This is a genomic window from Pedobacter nyackensis, from assembly GCF_032678475.1.
Taxonomy (GTDB): Bacteria; Bacteroidota; Bacteroidia; order Sphingobacteriales; family Sphingobacteriaceae; genus Pedobacter; species Pedobacter nyackensis_A.
The window spans coordinates 260,165-281,901 of the sequence record NZ_JAVTSF010000005.1 but is presented as its reverse complement, the minus strand read 5'-3'; the positions used below and the strand labels follow the sequence as shown (position 1 = coordinate 281,901).

Below are 21,737 nucleotides of genomic sequence, written 5' to 3'. Positions count from 1 at the left end.
TTATAGGAAATATTTGAAATATTTAAACAAATGCAAATGAAGCACGTTTAATTTATTAATTGACTAGGTTATTTTATAACTTTACAGTGCATTTAGTCATGAAGAAGAATACCCGTTATAATGTTTTAATAGCCCTCACTTATTCGGTTACATTAATAGGTGGGATGTTTTTTGGGTACAAGTTTTTAAAGGATCAGGGGTTTCAGTTACAAAGACCTGTTCATCTGGCCAGTAACCATACCGAAAAGGTAGATGAAATTATCCACATTATTAATAAAAACTATGTTGATGACATTAATGCGGACTCCCTAAACCATTTGCCTATTGACAGCTTACTGCATAAGCTCGATCCGCATAGTATGTATTTACCACCTGCGAAAGCCAATGAAATGGCCGAAACACTGGAGGGGAACTTTGAAGGTATTGGCATTGAATATTATATATTAAACGATACGTTGCTGGTGACCAATGTTGTAAAAGACGGCCCTGCATTTATGGCTGGAATCAGGTTGGGAGATAAAATATTGAAGATTGATACGGTTACTGTAAGTGGCAGGGCTTTGCCCCGGGAACAGATGGTTGGCCGGATAAGAGGCAGGAAGGGAACAGCTGTGAAACTAACGATTCTTCATCCAAAGGATAGACAGCAAGTGATATTTTTTGTTAACCGTAGCCGTGTAAATGTAAGCAGTATTGATGCCGCTTACTTGTTAAATCCGGAAACGGCCTACATTCGGATCAGTAAGTTTGGCGCCAATACAGATAAAGATTTTATAGAAGCCATCAGAACGCTGAAAGCCAAAGGTATGAAGAAGCTGATCCTGGATTTGAGGGATAATGGTGGAGGTTATTTAAGTGCGGCAACGGGTCTGGCAAATCAGATTTTGGAAGAAAATAAACTGATTGTATATACAGAAGGAAAACACGAACCACGTACGGATTATACAACTTCGGGCGGAGGTGAGTTTGAACAAGGCAAACTTGCGGTACTGATAAATGAAAATTCGGCTTCAGCCAGTGAAATTCTTGCAGGTGCGGTACAGGATTGGGGCAGGGGAGTAATTATCGGCCGTCGGTCGTTCGGTAAAGGACTTGTTCAGGAACAGTTTCCTTTTGGAGATGGTTCGGCCTTGAATCTGACCATTGCAAGATATTATACCCCTTCTGGTAAAAGTATACAGAAGTCGTATAAGAACGGATATACCGCTTATAAAAATGAGATTGACGATCGCTTTAACGATGGGGAACTAACGGCTGATAATTTAGCAAAAGATAGTTTGAAAAACAGAACATTGGTGAGGGGTGGGATACAGCCTGATATTTATGTGAAGCTGGATACTGCTGGTTACAATAGGTTTTATAACCAGCTTGTCACTAAAAAGATTTTGTTTGATTTTGTGTATGATATATTGGGTAACCGATACAATGCTGCGAATTTAGATCAGAGCTTATCTACATTTGCAATCACTGAGAATGACTATAGAGACTTGCTGAGGTATATTCAGGAAAGGGGTGTGGTTATTGATCAGAAACAACTTATTGCTGCAAAATCATTGATTTTGAATGATGTTAAACTGCTTTTATACAAGTATCACTTAGGTGATGCCGGGTATTACAGGGCATTAAACCTAAGTGATCCTATGGTGAAGCAGGCCATTTCAAGCCTGCAATAAATTGCCGTTACTTCTGTCTGAAGTAGATTTGAATAGGTACTCCGCTAAAGTTGAAGTTTTCACGTAACTTATTTTCAATGAAACGCTTGTAAGGTTCCTTAATGTATTGAGGAAGGTTACAGAAGAATGCGAACATTGGTGATGTACCGTTAATCTGTGTAATGTATTTGATCTTGATGTATTTTCCTTTTAATGCAGGAGGTGGATACTTTTCAATAATTGGCAACATCACATCGTTTAATTTCGATGTAGGAATTTTCTTGCCTCTGTTTTTATATACTTCAAGTGCACTTTCTACTGCCTGGAAGATACGCTGCTTGTTTAAAGCTGAGGTAAAGATGATTGGAATATCAGTAAATGGCTGTAGTTTGTGACGAATCTGGTCTTCAAAAACGTTTACAGTTTTGCTGTTCTTTTCTACTAAATCCCATTTGTTTACCAGGATCACAATGCCTTTTTTGTTTTTCTCGGCAAGATGGAAGATATTCACATCTTGTGATTCCAAACCTTCCATTGCATCGATCATCAGGATCACTACATCAGCTTCTTCAAGCGCTTTGATGGTACGCATTACCGAATAGAACTCGATGTTTTCCTTTACTTTGGTTTTCTTACGAAGACCAGCAGTATCAATAAACATGAACTCGTGACCGAACTGATTGTAATGGATGTGTATCGAATCTCTTGTGGTACCGGCTATAGGTGTTACAATGTTCCTTTCTCTGCCCATTAAAGCATTGATCAGGGATGATTTTCCTACGTTAGGCCTCCCTACGATAGTTAACTTTGGTAATGTATTCTCTTCTTCCGGGATATCTTCGAAGTGTTTGATCACTTCGTCTAATAAATCTCCGGTTCCTGATCCTGTCATTGAAGATATTGGATGGATTTCTCCAAGACCAAAACTATAGAATACGGCGGCGTCATTTTGTAGCTGGGTATTGTCTACCTTGTTTACCACAATGAATACCGGTTTTTTGCTACGTCTTAGTAGTTGGGCAATCTCGTCATCGAGATCAGTGATGCCGGTAGTTACGTCAACCATAAAAAGGAGCACCGAGGCTTCTTCTATGGCAATAACTACCTGTTCGCGAATAGCTGTTTCGAATACATCCTCTGAGTTGGCTACATAGCCACCGGTATCAATAACGGTAAACTGTTTGTCTGTCCACTCGGCCGAGCCATAGTGACGGTCGCGCGTTACCCCGCTGAAATCATCAACAATAGCTTTTCGACTCTCGGTTAAGCGGTTAAAAAGGGTAGATTTGCCTACGTTAGGTCTTCCGACAATTGCAATAATATTTGCCATGGGTGTTTATACGAATAATTTAAAGGCCACAAAGATACACAATCCCATTGATATGGGGGAGTTTAGTTTTTGTGGGAATGTAAAATTGGTGTTTAGTGCAGGTAATTAATCGTAACCGAAGTTTTTTAAGTAGTTCTTTTTGCTACGCCAATCCGGGATTACTTTTACAAATGTTTCCAGGAAAACTTTCTGATCCAGGAATTTCTCAATGTCTTTGCGGGCTTCCATACCTACTTTCTTAAGCATCGCACCGCCCGTTCCGATCAGGATGTTCTTTTGCGAATCACGTTCAACTACAATCTCGGCAGTAATGCGTACCATTGGACCGTTTTTACTTTGTTCTTCTTTAAAAGCGGTAACAACAACTTCAGTACTGTATGGTATTTCTTTTTTATAGTTGAAGAATATTTTCTCTCTTATAATTTCTGAAACGAAAAAGCGCTGGCTACGGTCGGTTAATTCTTCTTTGTCATAAAAGGCCGGATGCTCAGGGATATAGTCCAGTATCATCGGTAAGATGCCTTCCAGGTTATATTTATGTAAGGCCGAGATCGCATATATATGTTTAGGATTTAACTTCTCCTGCCAGTAAACAGATTTTTCATCTACCTGTTCCTGTGTAGAGTTGTCAATTTTATTTAAAAGTACCACCAATGGGATTTGCGTATTGATGATTTTTTCGAGCACATCATTTTCATCATGTTGCTCATTGATGTCGGTTACGAAGAGGATTAAATCAGCATCAGTTAATGCTCCTTTTACTGAACTCATCATAGAATCTTGCAAACCATACAGCGGTTTTATGATGCCGGGGGTATCAGAAAAAACAATTTGATAGTTTTCTTCGTTCACAATTCCTAAAATGCGGTGACGGGTAGTCTGCGCTTTAGGAGTAATGATAGAAAGCTTTTCGCCCACCAGGGCATTCATTAGGGTAGATTTGCCCACATTGGGCTTACCGATGATACTTACAAAACCTGCTTTATGCGACATGAAAATATTTTTTAAAATAAATTTGCACCACAAAGAAACGAATTATATCTTTGCATTCCAATTCGGAAGAAGAGTTAAGGATTTAACAAACACTCACGAAATTGTATATAGTGCGGGGTGGAGCAGTTGGTAGCTCGTCGGGCTCATAACCCGAAGGTCATCAGTTCGAGTCTGGTCCCCGCTACCAAAGTAAGGCATAAGCAGAAATGTGAGTCGCTTTACGAAATGGCCCGTTCGTCTAGGGGTGAGGACGCCAGATTTTCATTCTGGAAACAGGGGTTCGATTCCCCTACGGGCTACATCACCGCTTTACAAATAAAGTTGAGCGGTTTTTTTTTGACGGCAGGATCGCCCGAAAAAAGGGGTAAAACCCAGGATAATATAGTGCGGGGTGGAGCAGTTGGTAGCTCGTCGGGCTCATAACCCGAAGGTCATCAGTTCGAGTCTGGTCCCCGCTACCAAAGTAAGGCATAAGCAGAAATGTGAGTCGCCTTACGAAATGGCCCGTTCGTCTAGGGGTGAGGACGCCAGATTTTCATTCTGGAAACAGGGGTTCGATTCCCCTACGGGCTACAATCCCGCTTTACGATGAGTAGAGCGGGATTTTTGTTTTATGCTAAAATCGAAGCAAAGATGTTAAAATGTACAAATTTTGATCGGACTTCATGAGTAAAGTTTCCTTCGCACAATATGATGGCAGTTGAGTATCTAATCTAGAAAATTTCAATTAGAGTAATCTTGCTTTCTAGCTATTTTTTTAATGTCGAAATTCTTCGTAAAATCTTATTTTGTTCCTCAACTCGTTTTACATATTCTTTCGTTCCCCGGTTTTCGATATTTTCCAACATCTCTTTTTTTAAATGTAGTTGCCCATTTCGAATAAACAAGCCTGTCACTTCACTGTATCTATTTCTATATGATATCTTCTTATTGTTAACAAAAAAGCCATTTCGTTTAATAACTGCTATTATTTCCGGGACATGATTTTTAAATCTTTTACTTGCTGAAAACATAAGATCATCCACATAATTTGTGAAAATGATGCCCTTGTCGGAGCATAGTTCAGCTAGCTCTTTAACTGTTGAAGAAAAAACAAGGTTAGCTAATGTTGGTGAGGTGGGTGCACCCTGAGGCAATCTACCTTCAAAAGTAGTTAGCTTGGTAATGATACGTGCTTCGTTAGTTGAAAAACCTAAAGATAATAATGTCTGGTGTACTTGGGTATTTGTGATATTTGAAAAGTAATTTTTGAGATCTATTGTTAGAAAATTAGAACTATGGACATGAACCGTTGCGTTCATGATATTGTCTTTCCCCATAATACTTCCATACATTTCATGAGGTAAAGGAATTTTTTGAAGTACGAGGTTTATTTTTCGCTGTAAATACTTTAGTTGTGGAATCGGTTCTTGAGTATTGCGGTACTTGAAAGTGCCGTCCTTATTTTGTTGTGGCTTTCCATACTTCTTCTTTTTTCTTGTTTTATTCCAATAAATATCAAAGGATTTTTTATTTAGACGCTCAAGTAGGTTTTTATCAATTAATAAGTCTAAGATAGTGTACATTGTAAATTGTTCAAAATGAAACCGGGTCTAGAACTTGGACAGAATCAGATTTACTAGCTTAAACATTTTTTGCGTAAACCATTTCATGATTTGCGTTGGGTGTTTTCTTAACTTGAAAATCAATAACTCAATTAACCATTGTTCCGTTCTTGATAAATTTTTGCGGTTCTTTAACAAAAGCTTTTTCATTTGCTTCTGCACCATTTTTCTTTTTCTCATGTTCATGATGCTTAAAAATTCCAGAGAAATTTCTGGCCGCAAGAACATTTTAATCACCATGGCAAATCAAGAAAACGACCCGGTTAGGAATTCATTATTTTTGGGTGCCTTGCCGCAAGGCACCATTTAAACTATGTGCCTAAAGACACTTAAAAATGGTTTTTTAGAAAATTGGCTTTCAAAGAACGCTCTAAAATAAAAAAAGCTTCATATATCATGGTAAAATAAAAGTTTATTTCGTTGCTAATTTCATCAAATCCTTAAAGGCTGTGAGTTTCAATCTATTTTTTGAACAAATCAAGATAATCTTTAAAAACATAAAGCTTATTTCTTTGAGCACCGGATATCTCGCTTAAAATCTCTAACTGTTCTAAATCATTAATTAGTTTATAAGCTGTTACATAAGATTTTTGGATGATTGTTTCAACATTATTGACATTAATTACAGGCTGGGTATATAAGTAATCGACTACCTTCTGTGCATTTATATTTCTGTTACCTAATGTTTTCAGTTTTATCTCTAAGTTTTTTTGCAGCTGAAGAATAGCATCGAATGTCGTGACGCCTTTTTTAGCAGTTTCTATAATCCCTGTTAAGAAAAACTTCAACCATTGGGATATGTTGTTTTGAACCCTCGCTAACATCAGATTATCGTAATATAATTGCCTGTTATTTTCGAAAAAGTCCGAAAGATATAAGATAGGCTGTTTAAGGATGCCTTTACTTACCAAATAAATCGTTATAAGGAGCCTGCCTACACGCCCATTTCCATCTAAAAATGGGTGAATAGTTTCAAATTGATAATGAATAATAGCAATTTTTATTAGATCGGGTAATAGGTTTAAATCATCATTTGCAAACTTCTCTAGATCAGACATAAGTTCATTGATTGATGTATGTACTGGCGGAATGAAAACTGCATCATTTAGGGTTGCCCCACCAATCCAGTTCTGACTACTTCGATATTCTCCTGGGAGCTTGTGCTCTCCTCTCACCCCTTGTAATAATATCTTATGAGTTTGCTTAATTAGACGAGACGAAAAAGGTAGGCGGTGTAATAATTTTACAGCCTCATTCATAGCACTTATGTAATTCTGAACTTCTTCCCAATCATCTCTTTTCTCTGCAATTATTTCGTCTTTACTTAAAAAGGCTTCTTCCATATTTGTTTGAGTACCTTCAATTTTAGAAGACTGTGTAGCTTCTTTTGCAATATGCATTCGTATGAATAATTCTATGTTCACATATTCGGAATACATATCTAGTCGTCCTACATGTCTATCAGCTCTACTCAACAATTGTATTACTTCCATGTTATCGAGATGCCATTCTTTATTGATGAGGCTTGGTTGGAAACTTTTGTAATACCCTTGGTTTATCTGCTTTCCTGAATTGTATTTGTCCATTTTCAAAAGATCTTAAATAAAGATATACTTATTTAAGTAAATGTGATATAAACTTAAATAATAAAGTGTCTATTTAAGTTTATGTCGCATTTACTTAATTAAGGTGATGCGGATTTAAGAGTGAAACACTGACTTAGAACGTTCTCAAAATTTCACTGTTATCTATAATACTAGGGTTCAATGACACTGAGATCTAAATTAGCTAAAAGAATCAAATCGGTCTGATGGGTGTTCTACAAATGTAACGCTTGGCTTACAATCCCGCTTTACGATGAGTAGAGCGGGATTTTTGTTTTATGCCAAAATCCTACTACAGATCGACAAAGGATATATCATAGGAAGACATCCAAACAAAATATTTGACGGTTACATCTGGAGAGGATTTATACTGAATAAATAGAATCTGTATCATTGTCGCCGGACAATGTTATCTTTATGTCGTTAACTATTATTTTTTCAGATTAATGAACTTAAAATCTATACTAACCCTGTTGTGTATTATCGTCTGTTATAATGCTTTCGCGCAAAAGCCGGAGATAAGGCATGTCGTTACACATAACCGTTCTACTATTATTTGCGATCCCAAAGGTGAAAATCCTTATCCTGCATGGGGTATATTTCCTAAGGCTGATTACCCCGTAAGGAAAATAACCATGCATGTTACACTGGGAAGCCCTGATAGTCTGCATACTGCACACTGGGATTACCTGGATCATATTGTACTGCGACGTAAAGGTGGGGCACATGGTACTGGGCTTAACTATGAATTGGGCAGGATGCTTACTCCGTACGGCAGTATTTATAATAAGGGGTGGAGCTGGAAATGGCAGGTAGATGTTACCGATTTTGCTCCTTTCCTGCGTGATAGTGTAGAAGTTGTCTATGTGCATTCCGGTTATGAAGATAAAACCGTAGGCTGGGCGCTTACCATAGACTTTGAAATCTTATCTGGTCCTCCTGTTGTTACACCACTTGGGATAACAACCTTGTGGAATAAGGCGTATAAATATGGAGATCCGAAAGAGAAGATTGAAGAGAATCTGTTGCCGATAAGTTATGAGTCGATAAGTGGTGCGGCGTTAAGTCGGATACGTATGCAGCATACCGGGCATGGTATGGACAGGCCACGCGGTTGCAGTGAGTTTTGTAGTCGCTGGCGTCAACTCATGTTGGATGGAAAAGTAGTAGACCGGCGGGATATGTGGAAAAAGTGTGGCAACAATCCGCTGTATCCGCAAGGGGGTACCTGGATATTCGACCGGGCGTACTGGTGTCCGGGCGATTTACAACAACCTGATGTGATCGATGTATTTACAAAGCCAGGAAGCCATAAAGTGTCGTTGCAAATGGAGCCCTATATAGCTACAGACAACATACAGGCTGTTGAAAATATTTCAGCGTATTTGTTTCATTATTCAGCACCTAAGCAAAAAATAGATGTGGCAGTTGAATCCATTATGGTACCTAATGATGAGCAACGTTTTTCCCGGTTGAACCCGGCTAGTTCCGCTCCTCGTATATCCTTTAGGAATCTGGGTGCCGATCCGGTTCGTTCGCTCAAAATTGTTTATGGAACCGATGGGTTTCCTTCCAAAACATTCCATTGGAAAGGAAATCTTCCTTTTAACCAGGTAGCAGAAGTCATATTGCCAGGAGAAATTCAGGAAAAAGATGGCAAAAATGTATTTAATGTAGTGCTTATCCAACCTAATGGGAAGAAAGATGCATGGTCTGCGGATAATGAAATGAAAGCTGTCTTTACAGCACCGGAGAAATTTCCTTCAGAATTTGTCCTTCAATTTCTGACGAATAAACAACCTAAAGACAACAGCATTTTTCTTGTAAATGCGCAACAAGACACGGTTTTTCGAAAAACTGCATCGCAGTTAGCTGCTGTAACGCTTTATACTGATACTATTCGCCTTGCGAAGGGTAGTTATTCTCTTTGTCTGATAGATACTTCTGCAAATGGACTACAATTCTGGGCACAGCCAGCAAATGGGGATGGTTATCTCCGCATATTGGATATGAAGGGAAATCTTATCCATGCTTTCGAGAGTGATTGCGGGACTGGTGAAATGTTTAGTTTTAAGGCAATCCCTGGCTTTGAAATGGATACTGCAACAGGTCGCTATGCGTTTTCCTTGTATCCAAGATCAGTAGTTGACCAAACGCAATTGAGTGTGGTATCCAACAAGCTCAGCGATATGACGGTTCAGATTACGGTTGATGGTGTACTGTGGCAAAAACATGAATACAAATCTGTTAAGAATGCCGTATTCAGTTATGATCTTAAACACCTTCCGACAGGAAGAATAATTGTGGAAGCTTTTATGGACGGTGTCAGTAAGTTTAAAGGACGGATCAATAAAAGAGGGTAAAGAGCAATGTCAAGATTTTGTCTTGACAAATGGCTTTCGCGATGGTTTAAAAAAAAATAGAGTTTATAGTCTATGTATAATGTGTGCTTGCATTTAGCCAAGCGTGTGTTATACATGAAAAAAATGGATAGAACATGAATAAAAGTATAATTAGTTTGTTTGCTGCGGTATGTATGGTGTTTGGTCAGGCAAATGCGCAAAAAAAAGTCACATCAAAAAAACCAAATATTGTAATCATCATATCTGATGATCACGCGTTCCAGGCAATTGGGGCATATGGAGGTAAATTGATGCCAACTCCTGGTATAGATCGGATTGCTAACGAGGGGATGGTTATGCAAAATGCTTTTGTTTCCAACTCTATTTGTGGGCCTAGCAGAGCCTGCATATTGACAGGGAAACACAGTGCCGCAAATGGGTTCAAGGATAATTTAAGTAAGTTTGACGCTAGTCAGGATGTATTTGTAAGAAGGTTACAAGGTGTAGGCTATCAGACTGCCTGGGTTGGGAAGTGGCATTTGGAATCTACTCCACAGGGGTTTGATTTTTGGAATATTCTGGTTGGGCAGGGATATTATTATAATCCAGATTTCATCCAGATGGACGGTTCTGTTAAGCGAATGGAAGGTTATGTGACTGATTTGACAACGGATATTGCCGAAGGATGGCTGGAAAAGCGGGATAAGGATAAGCCTTTTTGCCTGGTTGTTGGTCAAAAAGCTACTCACCGGGTGTGGATGCCGGATTTACAGGATCTGGGAAAGTTTGATAAAGAAAACTTCGCTCTTCCGACCAATTTTTATGACAACTATGAAGACCGTTATGCTGCTGCCATGCAGGATATGAATATAGAAAAGTCTATGCGTCTTGGTTATGATTTAAAGATTATGCAGGGGCTTGATATGGGACGTGAGAACTTAACCCGTTTAAATGCCAATCAGAAGAAAACGTATACCGACTATTACAAGGGGATTGAAAAGGAGTTTATTTCAAAAAACTTATCTGGAAAAGCATTGACTGAGTGGAAGTACCAGCGTTATATGAAAGATTATCTGAGTACTGCCGTGTCATTGGACCGAAATGTAGGAAGACTAATGGATTACTTAGATGAGAATGGTTTGAAGGAGAATACTTTAGTTATTTACATGTCTGATCAGGGCTTTTATTTAGGAGAGCATGGCTGGTTTGATAAGCGGTTTATGTATGAGGAATCTTTTAAAACCCCGATGATAATTCGTTATCCGGGAGTGATCAAGCCTGGTACTGTTAATAAGGATATGGTTATGAATATTGATATAGCGCCTACAGCTTTGGAGCTTGCCGGAATTAAAATTCCTAAAGAAATACATGGACAGTCGATGTTACCTTTATTTCAAAATAAAAAGAAACAGGTTCGTGATGCGGTATACTACCATTATTTTGAATTTGGAGAACATAACGTGATCCCACATTTTGGTGTTCGTACAGAACGGTATAAGCTAATCCGTTTTTATAAAGGTGCTGATAAATGGGAGTTGTATGATCTCCAAACAGACCCTAGGGAGATGCGTAATCTGATCTATGACCCATCTTATGCTGGTATTCGCAAGGAACTTCGAACGCGATTAACTGAGCTGGTGACAGCATATAAAGACGGCGATGCAGCGCAGATATTATCTGCGGATAAAGAATAGATATTGAAAATAAAATATATCCCAATGAAACCCATGTTTAGTTTGTCAAAGACAGTTTTATTAGCTTTAATTGTGCTGACCGTTTTTACATCTCATGCGCAGTCACTAAAAAAAAAGCCGAATGTCCTCTTCATTATATCGGATGACCTGACAGGCACCGCATTATCTTGTTATGAGAACAAGGTTTCTAAAACACCTAACATCGATAAACTTGCGGGCGAAGGGACGCGTTACACTAAAACTTACTGCCAATTTCCAGTTTGTGGTCCTTCCCGTGCCTCCCTAATGTTTGGCTATTATCCTACGGCTACAAAAACATATGGGTACGTTAGCGGTCGGGAACGGGTTGGAAAAGAACGTGCTTCGCTTGCGGAAGTGTTTAAAAACAACGGCTACTATACTGCCCGTGTTAGTAAAATTTATCATATGGGAATTCCAATTGATATTGAAGAAGGAACAAACGGTACGGATGACGAAGCTTCCTGGACAGAAAGGTTCAATAGTAAAGCTGCAGAATGGCAAACCCCAGGGGAGGCAGAGCTGGTACAAGACAATCCTGATGGGAAAATTGAAAGAATAGGTGGAAATAAAATGACTATTGTGAAGGCTGAAGGTGATGATCTTGTTCATGCGGATGGAATAACAGCCCAAACGGCCAGCGACCTTATTCGCAAGCATAAAAATGAACCCTTCTTTTTGGCCGTTGGTTTTGTCCGTCCTCATGTACCTTTCGTTGCACCGAAAAGATATTTTAATGCATATCCCTATCAAGATATTGTGGTGCCGGATGTTATAGAAAATGATTGGGATGATATTCCTGCAAATGGGATAAATTATGTGACCAGCAAAAATGCGATGATGAATGCTGTGCAGGAGCAAAAAGCAATTGCTGCGTATTACGCATCTGTATCATTTATGGACGATCAGGTGGGAAAAGTACTCCATACACTCAAGGAAGAAGGGTTAGAAGACAATACAATTGTAGTTTTTGTTTCTGACCATGGTTTTCATTTAGGGGAACATAAATTTTGGATGAAAGTAAGTCTTCATGAAGAGTCTGTACGTGTACCAATGATTATTAAAGTCCCAGGTAAAAAACCGGCCGTTTGTGAAACTTTCACAGAGCTGATAGACCTTTACCCTACATTGGCTGAATTATCAGGATTAGAATATTCAAAACACGTTCAAGGAAAAAGTCTTGTAAAAACATTGAATAACCCTAAACATGCGGTCAGAGATGAGGCATTTAGCGTCTCTCTTAACGGCGAAGCTTTTCTTGTGCGGACTAAAGATTGGGCTTATATCCAGTATAAAGAAGATGCCTCAAAAGGAATGGAACTTTATGATATGGTAAATGACCCAAAGCAGTTTCATAATTTAAGTAAAAGTCCCGATCACTCAAAAACTTTGAAGATGATGCAGGAACGGTTGAAACAAAAACTTATGGTAGTCAGAAAAAACGATCTTGATAAATAACTTTTTCTAAGATGCTTTGTATTGTTGTTTTAATCTTTTAAGTTCTGCCTTCATTTCATTTACCTTATTCAGGTAAGAGGGGTTGTTGTATTGGTTTTTTAACTCTTTCGGATCTTTGGATAAATCGTAAAGTTCCCATTCGTCAATTTCATAGAAATGAATAAGCTTATATCTTTTGTTGGCAACCCCCTCATGTTTTCTTACACTATGCACAGCAGGATAATCATAATAATGATAATACAGACTAGATCTCCAGTTTTTAGGAGTTTGATTTTTCATTACCGGCAACAGACTTAATCCTTGCATGGTTTCTGGCGATACTCCACCAGCCAGCTGGATGAAAGTTTGAGCAAAATCCAGATTACTGACCAAATCTGCATTTACGGAAGCTTTCTTGATTTCCTTAGGCCACCTCATCAGCAATGGTGTACGAAAGGATTCTTCGTACATGAAACGCTTGTCATACCATCCATGTTCTCCCAGGTAAAAGCCTTGGTCAGAACAGTATACCACCAACGTGTTTTCTGTTAGCCCGTTTTTATCGAGATAGTCGAGCACCCTTCCCACGTTGTCGTCTACCGACCGTACCGTCGCAAGATAATCTTTCATGTAACGCTGGTATTTCCATTTTATAAGTTCTTTTCCAGTCAGATTTCTGGATAGAAAATCTGTTTTTACAGAGTCGTAGACTTTATTCCATGCCTTACGTTGTTGTTCGTTCATACGTTTGTTGAAACCTGACACATTTTGCTCAAGGTATACCTTAAGGTCACTATCCAGTTTCAAGTGCTCAGCTATGGTCATCTCTTGTGTTTTGGCTGGAGTGCCGCGGCCTGAATAATCATCGAATAGTGTAGAGGGCTCGGGAAAGGTAACGTCTTCATAAGTATGCAAATGGTCAGGCCCTTTTTCAAAAGACCTGTGAGGTGCTTTGTGATGAATCATAAGCATAAAAGGAGCCGTCTGATCGCGGTCATTTTGCAGCCAGTTCAATGCTTTGTCGGTAATCACGTCAGTTGCATAACCTTCAACTTGTTTCTGGCCTTCCCTGGTGATGAGATCCGGGTTGTAATATTGTCCCTGGTCATTAAGTATTTCCCAGTAGTTGAAACCTTTTGGTGTTGATTTGAGATGCCATTTTCCGACAACTGCAGTTTGGTAGCCTAAAGATTGTAGTACAGTTGGGAAAGTAACCTGATTGGTATCCAGCTTGTCGCTTAGAATCTTTACTCCATTAATATGACTGTGCGTCCCCGTAAGAACGGAGGCCCGGGAAGGAGTGCATAGTGAATTGGTCACATAACATTTGTCAAAGCGCATTCCTTCTTTTCCTATCCGATCTATATTCGGAGTTGGCGCTAATTGGGCCAGAGGTCCTTTGTAAGCACTGATTGCCTGGAAAGCATGGTCATCAGAAAAGATAAATACGATATTGGGTTTCTTATTTGTTTGACCCATTGTGTTATAAAAGCACAATAAGCAAAGTGAAAGCAACAGTATAATTTTGGGTTGGTTCGGTTTGATCTGGTTCATGAGTACAATATAATACTCCAATCCCGCTAAAACAAATCAACCAAAACTACTGAAAAGGCCTCGACGTTAGATCCAGTCGAGGCCTTTATGTTAAATTAGCGTCTTATGCTCCGGACTACTTGATCGCGTCATTCAATCCGCTAAGTTTTCCCAGGATACGATTGCCCAGATGTTTTACTGTAGGATTTGGCATTCCTGAATAGACAGTTTTGCTTGTTGGGGTTTTCCTGACCACACTCCTGATCATATACTCTACATCGGGTTGTGTGGTGAAAGAAATTACATTGCCGGGATCGATTTTAAATTTTATGCTTTTTCCATTACCTGCCTGAAGAACGGTAATCTTTTCAGAATCAGACCAGGGGTTCTGAATTCGACAATGATTTCCTTTTAGGCTTTTTATTCCTATTTGTACCACCTGAGCTTGATTGTCCCTTTCAGAGGAAACAACAAATGCCCCTCTGGCTAATAATGTAAAGGCGATTTTTGTGGTATCCCATGCCGACGGAATAGCAGGAAATACCCTGATTTTATCCTCATTACTTTGAAGCATCATTTCGTTCATAGTAGTCCCATAATTACTTATTGGTTCCATCCCACACTGGAAGAATGCCTGCGAACGTATCGTATACCTGCCGTCTAACAAGTCGTGTATAGAATTTAGATTATAGATGTTATCAGGATAGCCTGTTACATTGTGCATCAGTCCCTGCGGATACATCTGGTGTATTTTTACACCATTAATAAGATATTCCAGTGTCTCATTTCCCAAGCCCATTCTTGCCGCTACTTCCGGGACGGGATAATGTGCATTGGCTTCTTTTCTGTATTTAACAAGATTGATGACTGCTTTCCCTAACTGTGAATCTTTATCATCAATACCTATAAGATTAGATGGAAATGCAATAGATCCGCCACTTGCCCATGCCCAGGAAGAATAGCGAGTTGTAGTGTAATACTCCTCAGCAGGAGAAATGACTTCTCCGGATGATTCGAGTTGTTGAAAAGATCGTTTCCAGAGATGTGCTAAGACATGCTTCCATTTGGCTATTTTTTCTTTATCAACATGGAGTAAGGAAGCACTTTTAATACAATTTTTAAAGAGTTGCTCTATACAGTTTCTATCGCTGATCGTATTTTTTGCATGATCGATATCAGCTGATTCGTACAGGGAGGAAAGCAGAAAATATTCTTTTTTGTCGGCATCCCATTGCAGCTTGTCGAGATAGAAATTAGCCGATTTTTTCATGAAAGGATAGGCTTTGTTTTTTAAAAAAGTCTGATCTCCGGTAAATGCGTAATAGTCCCAGAAGAGCGCAGAGATCTGGGCAGCCGGCGTGAAATTATTTTTCATGTCACTCCGGTCTTTGTATACTTGTTCACCGGAAAAGCAGTGAGCCTCCGTGATGAGCAAAGCATCATTCGGCGCTTTTCTTTCTTTTGCCAATGCTTCTCCGTAAGGGATCATTTTGAAATAGGTATTCAAATAGGGGAGCATCAACTGGCAATCATTTTGTGCGGCCAGCCCCCAATACTGTTGCTGAGTATTCCAATGATGTGGGGTTACCCAGTTCATAACATCCCGGTTCCAACGCCATAGTCCTCCGTTAAAAGCGACAGGGAATTCTCCTTGTGAGCCTGCAGCCATCAGGTACCTGCGCAGATAGTAAATGTTCTCGAGGTAATCATTCCCTAACTTTACAAAAGAGTTTGACCAGAAATTTTTATACCAGTCGTTTTTTTCTTCATTCAATTGTCTAATCCCGGTTTTTTCAGCTTCATCCAACAATTGTTGAGCTGCCGCGACGGGTTGATTATTTTCTCTGTCAGACACTACACTGATAAGAACAGTGAATTTATTATGACTGGTTTTCTGCTCTGTTCGATGTGAATTGACCAGGGTTGGCAGGTTCGAACCTTTAATAACTCTACAGACTACCGCAAAATGTAAGCCTTCTCCTTTTTCTTCAATCACCATATCCCGGCCGTTCAAGAGTGACTGTGTCTTTCCTATTCCTACTGCTGTATTTTTAGGGAATCCCCCTCCATACCAACCTGAGAAAGCACGACTTCCTAATCGCTCTAATGAGATTGTTGCCATCAGGCTTTCGCCTAAAACACTTGCATTCGGTATATTTTCACATTCTACCACCCATACATTTTTGCCTCGCGCTAACCATGTTTTGATATTTGTTTTTGTGTAGGCGGTTGACGCTTTGTAGGTGGCTTCTCCGTTTTTTAGAGATAATCTTCCTTCAAAATTATTAAGATGGATCCAGCTAAAAACAGGAGTGCCGAAATCTATTTTCAGTCGGGCGGCATGTTTGAGAATGGATGTGCCGCCCTCGTCGGCGCTTAAGCTAGTCCATAAATCGTTTTTGTTAATCTGTAATTCTATACCGTTGTCATTATTCCAAATCATACCTCCCATATTTCCGTTTCCCATAGGGAAGCCTTCGGCTTCAAGCTGTGTTGGGGAAAGGTAAACGATATCATGCTTTGAAAGGTAGTTGTTGTCTACTGTAAAAGGGGAGGACGCCAGATTAAGGTATTTATACATTGTATTGTCCTGGGCCTTTAAAGACAATGCAGTTACGACTAAAAAGAGCAACAATTTTATTTTCATATTAATTCTATTTTTGAATAAGGCCATAGTTTACTTGTGGTATTGGTATTTAACAAAGTCGTATAATCCATAATTGTCCTGTTGAGGAATACGGTCCCCTAAGAATTTTAGATTCTCGACGCTGCAATAGATCGCAAATGAGATTTCATTGCCGAATTGTAACTGAACGCCATGTTGCTTCTTTTTGTCTATTAGCCAGGTCACATAATATTTGTTGTCTTTAATTGTCAAGTCAATTTCGAAGATGTGCCATCCGGGTTTAATCGTAACAGGGACAGATGTTGATGGGAAGTCTTGTGAGGTCATGTAGGCAATCATATCGTCTGGTGCTGCATTGAGTTGCTTTCTAACCGCTGCATTGCCGTATCCCACCTCAAAATCTAATTCATGATGATCATCACAATAAATCCATGAACCCACACTGGCCTGATCTTTTTCTCCCATTTGTGGGATGTATGTTCGCCAGGTGTACCTCCCTGATGTGTATTTTTTTGCTGCAGTTCTCACTTTTTTTCGGTCCCAGGATTGCGCTCTCGTAAAAATCTTTAGGATTCCATTGTCTATTTCACACTGATTTGAGGGGTTCTCATCTTGATGCTCAAACTTCCATCCATCAAGATTATTAAAATTCCATTTCTGGTTGTTCTCTTTTTGTGCATAACTCTGAATGCTAATCAAAGCGAGCATGGTAAAAAAAATACTCTTTTTCATTTTTACTTGTTTTATAAATCAATTGGCTTTTGTGTGTTGCTATTAGTGGGTATTCGAATTATTTATTGTTGAAATGTCGAATTCAGCACATCCAAATCCTGAACTGTTTTTGACATTCGAGTTCGCTGTAAATTTTATAAATCTCATTTTTTTAGGCTCAAAGGGGACAATCTGCATAACTGGATTATTTCCTATGTTATCAAACTCTCTTCTAAAGATCGTTTTCCATGTTTTTCCATCTGAGGACGACGAGAGTGTATAATTGAATACGACACCTTTTGCATTTTGATCAGGTAAGTATTTGAATCCGTTAACATCCTGTTCTTTCCCTAAATCTACAATGAGATCAAATGGAAGCTTACTATCTTTGCTAATCCAGGATGTGTTCCCATCTCCATCGAATATCTTGTTTACAGAAAGTTCCGGTATGTTCAGTACTTTCCATTTCCTTTTGTCAATGTTGAAATTTTTAGTCTGTATTTCACTGCGGTTACTATTATCTGTGTCTATGATCATCGCTTTCACCACAACATTTGCTTTTGTTTCAAAAGGCTTCTTGTATACCATATCTGGATAACCTCCATTCAGGGAATAGAGAATTTTGGTCTTTGTAGAATTGCTTTTGATCGATACAATTCCGTCTTTGTTTCTGGTTATTGATGGAGGATGTATCCTTTTAGGAGCATTGTAAATTTCTATATTGCTAATGGTTGGTGGAGCTTTTGCATCCAGATTAATACGGATTTTAGATGCTTTTGTATCTGGAAATTTTAGAATTCTTTTGTACCCTATAGTTGTTTGTGAATCCAAGGGCTGCCACTGTCCGTTTACATAGGCGTCTACAGTAAACGATTTAATGCGCTGTCCTAGCCGAATATGCTCTTGTATCAATAGCCGATTAAATATAATGGGTTCTTTTCCTAATTCAATAGTTAAGGATGCTTTTGTGATTTTATCCTCTGTTGCCCAATAAGAATCCTTATTGCCGTCTATCAGGTTCTCTGCTGAAAATGTTGCCCCCCGGGTATTACTCGCAAATACTTTTGCCCGTTTGGCCAGATTATCTTTAAGGTCTCTTCGAATAACCTGAGCGAACTCCGTTAGAGCTGCAGAATCGGCTGGATGAACCAATCCTCTACGATCAATAGGTATATTCAAATTCCAGGTGCCGTTTCTTCCAATAGAATTATAATAAATGTCTAATAGTTGGTCGACAGATCTAACTTTATTGTCTTCTTCCTTATGGTAAAACCAACCCGGACGAATAGATACATTCACTTCAGCGGGAACCCAATAATTTCCATCTTCATGACCATTCTGTAATTGTTCATAAAGTGGCCATCCTGGCCATACTTCATCTCTCCGCAACGTGCTCCAATTGGTTTCTCCTACCCATCCGGATTCATTTCCGCACCAACGAACATCAGGCCCCCCATCGCTGAATATCACCGCATTTGGTTGTAATTCATGAACAAGTTTGTTTGTTTGAGGCCAATTGTAATATGTTTTTCTATCCACGTTACGTGTTTCATTTGCTCCCCCGTAATATCCAGAGCCTCCATTTGCGCCGTCAAACCAAACTTCGAAAATATCACCATAATTGGTCAGTAATTCTTTTAATTGATTTCGAAAATAGGTAGGGTACAAAGCTGTCCCATAATCTTTGTTATTCCGGTCCCAGGGTGATAGATAGATCCCCAATTTTAAATCGTAGGCTTTGCAGGCTTCTGCCAATTCTTTTACTAAATCTCCCTTGCCGTTTTTCCAGGGCGACTTTTGAATGTCGTAATCTGTATAAGCTGATGGCCATAAACAGAAGCCATCGTGGTGTTTTGCAGTAAGAATGACTCCTTTCATACCTGCATCTTTAATGATTTTACACCACTGTTTACAATCCAGGTTTGTAGGATTAAATATTTGGGGGTCTTTGTCTCCATATCCCCATTCTACATCGGTAAATGAATTTATGCTAAAGTGGATAAATGCGTAAAACTCTAACTCTTGCCAGCGAATTTGACGCTCGGTAGGAATGGGGCCATAGGGGGCAGGTTCTTTTTCTTTTTTATGAGCAGCAAGACATAATAGTACAGTTGAAATAAGGAGTAAATATATTTTTTTTGCTTTTGTGAGTAATATCATATTTATAATTGGCGTAAGATTTTTAAATAGAGAAACTGTTGCTCCTGTATACCGCAGATACAAAAAGCAACAGTTCTCATCGAGCATCGACTTAGGTTAATATATCTATCTTACCAATGGGCTACCATAATGGATTTTGAACTAAACTCGGCGATTTAACAATCTCGTCGTGTGGTATCGGATATAAATACATGGCTCTCATCCATTGGTGGTTACGAATGAGTTTTCTGCGGTAGAAAGAGTTTGGATCAGAAGGAGGGAGTTCGCTTTTACCATCTACATTCATTCCCCAATATTTTGTCTGATCTGCTTCTTCTCCAGGTCCGCAGATCATCCAGCGACGAATATCAAAATAACGTTGGCCTTCGGAAAAAAGTTCTACCTGACGTTCCCTACGGATAGCATAAGCCTGGTCTTCGTAATCGCCGATTACTCCTGTCTTTTTTCCTGTTTCCTGTAACTTTTTATAACCTGGGATACCAGCCCTTTCTCTTACCAGGTCCAGATATTTAATGATATTCGGATCAGATGGACTGATCTCATTACAAACCTCTGCATAATAGAGATAGAAATCTGCCAGACGGAGCAGGATAGATGGGCGTGCATAATTTCTTAAGTACGAGCCGCCTGGATACATTTCCTGATTGGTCCGTTTGTATAGCAGATAACCAGTGTAATGTTCCCGGTAGGCTATGTTATTTGAGTTATTCCCGTTCACGGAAAAATCTACAAACCAGTTGTTTGAAGGTTGGATGTGCCAGCTTCTACCCTGGTAAGTGATGGCATTATAGAAACGGGGCTCTCGGTTAACATACATGTTAAAGATATGTTTATCTACCTGGGGCTTTACATACGCACTAGGATTTTCTATGTCTGTAAAACCAGTCTCGTTATGCTCCGGATCTTCATTAATATCAAGACCATTTTTAGTAAAAAAGGCATCCACACTTCGTTGTGATACACTTATACCACTGAAACCATCCAAAATAGCGGTTGGGCGACATCTGCGATCAAAAGAGCCATCAACTTCGTTCATATAGGTATTGCTGCTGGCCCAGATGATTTCTTTATTCCAATCCTGAAAAAGCCGGTAAACAGATTGACTGTAATTTTCAGTGCCATCTCCATTGGATTTTCGGAAAAGGGTATAACCATTTGTCTCTGCAAAATTCAAAAACGTTTCGAGATGTCTTTTAGCAGTTTCCCATTTGGAGGCATTGTAGGGTGAGAACAGTTGTTTGCCATCTTTGTTTTTTAACGTCAATGATTCTGAATAGCCTCCATTAAATAGTTTACTGGCAGCATAAACCCATAGTTTGGCACGCAATGCCAAAACAACTGCCCGTGTAGGTCGAACCATTTCGTTCATGTTTTCCACCTGGCTGCCTGTAACGTCTGTAGTCCTCAAAGTTTGTGGTAAAAAATTTTCATTTAAGACTTCCTGATACATGCCATCGATAAAATTGACCATTTCATCAACAGATACACGTGGAAAGTCAAACGAAGTGGAGGATGATTCAACCGCATCTGTTACAATCGGAACGGGGCCATATAGCTCAAATAAGGAGAAGTAAGCATAAGCGATGAAAAACTTGGCTTCGGATTTCATACGGTTGATTTCTTCGGCGGTCAACTTTTCCTTATCTGTACTCACACCTATCGGTTTGGCTTTTTTCAAAAACAAATTTGCCTGACGGATAGATTGATAAATAGAATTAAAGCGGTGGAAATGGGCATTACTTGCATTAAAGCCATTTGTCATTTCTGTCCTGAGGTTGTCCCAGTTAGTTGCACCTTCTCCGCTTAGTACAAACCAGGGATTTGAGAAGCCGGTAACGCCATCAAATATCCTGGAGTATTCAGAAATACAATTAAAAATATTGGCGTGCCAGCGTTTGGTATATCTAACGTTTTCAAAAGTTTGTTCAATAGTCAGGCTACTGGCCAATTCATCAGAAACATTCAGGTAATCTTTGCATGAAGAGAATGTCAGGCATGCCCCTGCTATCATAGAAATAATTATCTTTTTCATA

Annotated in this window: 13 protein-coding genes and 4 tRNA genes; 8 read left to right on the top strand and 9 right to left on the bottom strand. The window is 39.2% G+C overall.

Annotated elements, in window-relative coordinates; all coding sequences use genetic code 11:
- Nucleotides 1-98: 98 nt before the first annotated feature.
- Nucleotides 99-1,673: a S41 family peptidase gene (locus tag R2Q84_RS17500; RefSeq protein ID WP_316817872.1), complete on the top strand. Its 1,575-nt coding sequence runs from the start codon at nucleotides 99-101 to the stop codon at nucleotides 1,671-1,673.
- A 7-nt stretch (nucleotides 1,674-1,680) separates the two neighbouring features.
- On the opposite strand, the gene der is transcribed toward R2Q84_RS17500, so the two are convergent.
- Together der and era are read right to left on the bottom strand one after the other, a co-directional pair.
- Nucleotides 1,681-2,982 carry a ribosome biogenesis GTPase Der gene (der, locus tag R2Q84_RS17495; protein WP_316817871.1) on the bottom strand — a complete coding sequence of 434 codons (1,302 nt, stop codon included), beginning with the start codon at nucleotides 2,980-2,982 and terminating at the stop codon, nucleotides 1,681-1,683.
- Nucleotides 2,983-3,087: 105 nt separating this feature from the next.
- A complete protein-coding gene (era, locus tag R2Q84_RS17490; RefSeq protein ID WP_316817870.1) occupies nucleotides 3,088-3,975 on the bottom strand; it encodes a GTPase Era in 888 nt (295 codons plus the stop codon).
- A 111-nt stretch (nucleotides 3,976-4,086) separates the two neighbouring features.
- Between era and R2Q84_RS17485 the strand changes: the two genes are divergently transcribed.
- The 4 genes from R2Q84_RS17485 (at nucleotide 4,087) to R2Q84_RS17470 (ending at nucleotide 4,548) form a co-directional block, all read left to right on the top strand.
- A tRNA-Met gene (locus R2Q84_RS17485) sits at nucleotides 4,087-4,162 on the top strand.
- Between the two features lie 40 nt (nucleotides 4,163-4,202).
- Nucleotides 4,203-4,274: transfer RNA gene (locus tag R2Q84_RS17480), tRNA-Glu, on the top strand.
- 86 nt (nucleotides 4,275-4,360) lie between these two features.
- Nucleotides 4,361-4,436, top strand: a tRNA-Met gene (locus tag R2Q84_RS17475).
- 40 nt (nucleotides 4,437-4,476) lie between these two features.
- Nucleotides 4,477-4,548: transfer RNA gene (locus tag R2Q84_RS17470), tRNA-Glu, on the top strand.
- A gap of 176 nt (nucleotides 4,549-4,724) precedes the next feature.
- On the opposite strand, the gene R2Q84_RS17465 is transcribed toward R2Q84_RS17470, so the two are convergent.
- Together R2Q84_RS17465 and R2Q84_RS17460 are read right to left on the bottom strand one after the other, a co-directional pair.
- Nucleotides 4,725-5,540 carry a reverse transcriptase family protein gene (locus tag R2Q84_RS17465; protein WP_316817869.1) on the bottom strand — a complete coding sequence of 272 codons (816 nt, stop codon included), beginning with the start codon at nucleotides 5,538-5,540 and terminating at the stop codon, nucleotides 4,725-4,727.
- A 500-nt stretch (nucleotides 5,541-6,040) separates the two neighbouring features.
- On the bottom strand, nucleotides 6,041-7,165 hold the full coding sequence (locus tag R2Q84_RS17460; RefSeq protein ID WP_316817868.1) for a Fic family protein: 1,125 nt from the start codon (nucleotides 7,163-7,165) through the stop codon (nucleotides 6,041-6,043).
- A gap of 464 nt (nucleotides 7,166-7,629) precedes the next feature.
- Here R2Q84_RS17460 and R2Q84_RS17455 point away from each other — a divergent pair, with 464 nt between their 5' ends.
- The 3 genes from R2Q84_RS17455 (at nucleotide 7,630) to R2Q84_RS17445 (ending at nucleotide 12,695) form a co-directional block, all read left to right on the top strand.
- Nucleotides 7,630-9,546: a peptide-N-glycosidase F-related protein gene (locus tag R2Q84_RS17455; RefSeq protein WP_316817867.1), complete on the top strand. Its 1,917-nt coding sequence runs from the start codon at nucleotides 7,630-7,632 to the stop codon at nucleotides 9,544-9,546.
- A 134-nt stretch (nucleotides 9,547-9,680) separates the two neighbouring features.
- Nucleotides 9,681-11,219, top strand: a complete 1,539-nt coding sequence (locus R2Q84_RS17450; protein WP_316817866.1) for a sulfatase — start codon at nucleotides 9,681-9,683, stop codon at nucleotides 11,217-11,219.
- A gap of 24 nt (nucleotides 11,220-11,243) precedes the next feature.
- Nucleotides 11,244-12,695: a sulfatase gene (locus tag R2Q84_RS17445; protein WP_316817865.1), complete on the top strand. Its 1,452-nt coding sequence runs from the start codon at nucleotides 11,244-11,246 to the stop codon at nucleotides 12,693-12,695.
- Between the two features lie 6 nt (nucleotides 12,696-12,701).
- Here the strand turns inward: R2Q84_RS17445 and R2Q84_RS17440 are convergent, their stop codons facing one another.
- The 5 genes from R2Q84_RS17440 to R2Q84_RS17420 all read right to left on the bottom strand — a co-directional run bounded on the left by R2Q84_RS17440 (nucleotide 12,702) and on the right by R2Q84_RS17420 (nucleotide 21,736).
- Nucleotides 12,702-14,153 carry a sulfatase gene (locus tag R2Q84_RS17440; protein ID WP_316817864.1) on the bottom strand — a complete coding sequence of 484 codons (1,452 nt, stop codon included), beginning with the start codon at nucleotides 14,151-14,153 and terminating at the stop codon, nucleotides 12,702-12,704.
- A gap of 190 nt (nucleotides 14,154-14,343) precedes the next feature.
- A complete protein-coding gene (locus R2Q84_RS17435) occupies nucleotides 14,344-16,854 on the bottom strand; it encodes a glycosyl hydrolase family 95 catalytic domain-containing protein (protein ID WP_316817863.1) in 2,511 nt (836 codons plus the stop codon).
- Nucleotides 16,855-16,884: 30 nt separating this feature from the next.
- Nucleotides 16,885-17,565 carry a hypothetical protein gene (locus R2Q84_RS17430; protein WP_316817862.1) on the bottom strand — a complete coding sequence of 227 codons (681 nt, stop codon included), beginning with the start codon at nucleotides 17,563-17,565 and terminating at the stop codon, nucleotides 16,885-16,887.
- 42 nt (nucleotides 17,566-17,607) lie between these two features.
- The gene (locus R2Q84_RS17425; RefSeq protein WP_316817861.1) at nucleotides 17,608-19,704 is read right to left on the bottom strand and encodes an alpha-L-fucosidase; all 2,097 of its coding nucleotides are present in this window, start codon (nucleotides 19,702-19,704) and stop codon (nucleotides 17,608-17,610) included.
- 121 nt (nucleotides 19,705-19,825) lie between these two features.
- Nucleotides 19,826-21,736 carry a RagB/SusD family nutrient uptake outer membrane protein gene (locus R2Q84_RS17420; RefSeq protein ID WP_316817860.1) on the bottom strand — a complete coding sequence of 637 codons (1,911 nt, stop codon included), beginning with the start codon at nucleotides 21,734-21,736 and terminating at the stop codon, nucleotides 19,826-19,828.
- Nucleotide 21,737 lies beyond the last annotated feature (1 nt).

Excerpts from the sequence above, each read along its gene's own strand:
- R2Q84_RS17420 (WP_316817860.1), bottom strand. The coding sequence starts at position 21,736 with ATGAAAAAGATAATTATTTCTATGATAGCAGGGGCATGCCTGACATTC.
- R2Q84_RS17460 (WP_316817868.1), bottom strand. The coding sequence starts at position 7,165 with ATGGACAAATACAATTCAGGAAAGCAGATAAACCAAGGGTATTACAAA.
- R2Q84_RS17465 (WP_316817869.1), bottom strand. The coding sequence starts at position 5,540 with ATGTACACTATCTTAGACTTATTAATTGATAAAAACCTACTTGAGCGT.
- R2Q84_RS17455 (WP_316817867.1), top strand. The coding sequence starts at position 7,630 with ATGAACTTAAAATCTATACTAACCCTGTTGTGTATTATCGTCTGTTAT.
- R2Q84_RS17500 (WP_316817872.1), top strand. The coding sequence starts at position 99 with ATGAAGAAGAATACCCGTTATAATGTTTTAATAGCCCTCACTTATTCG.
- R2Q84_RS17450 (WP_316817866.1), top strand. The coding sequence starts at position 9,681 with ATGAATAAAAGTATAATTAGTTTGTTTGCTGCGGTATGTATGGTGTTT.
- R2Q84_RS17425 (WP_316817861.1), bottom strand. The coding sequence starts at position 19,704 with ATGATATTACTCACAAAAGCAAAAAAAATATATTTACTCCTTATTTCA.
- R2Q84_RS17445 (WP_316817865.1), top strand. The coding sequence starts at position 11,244 with ATGAAACCCATGTTTAGTTTGTCAAAGACAGTTTTATTAGCTTTAATT.
- R2Q84_RS17430 (WP_316817862.1), bottom strand. The coding sequence starts at position 17,565 with ATGAAAAAGAGTATTTTTTTTACCATGCTCGCTTTGATTAGCATTCAG.
- era (WP_316817870.1), bottom strand. The coding sequence starts at position 3,975 with ATGTCGCATAAAGCAGGTTTTGTAAGTATCATCGGTAAGCCCAATGTG.
- der (WP_316817871.1), bottom strand. The coding sequence starts at position 2,982 with ATGGCAAATATTATTGCAATTGTCGGAAGACCTAACGTAGGCAAATCT.
- R2Q84_RS17435 (WP_316817863.1), bottom strand. The coding sequence starts at position 16,854 with ATGAAAATAAAATTGTTGCTCTTTTTAGTCGTAACTGCATTGTCTTTA.
- R2Q84_RS17440 (WP_316817864.1), bottom strand. The coding sequence starts at position 14,153 with ATGGGTCAAACAAATAAGAAACCCAATATCGTATTTATCTTTTCTGAT.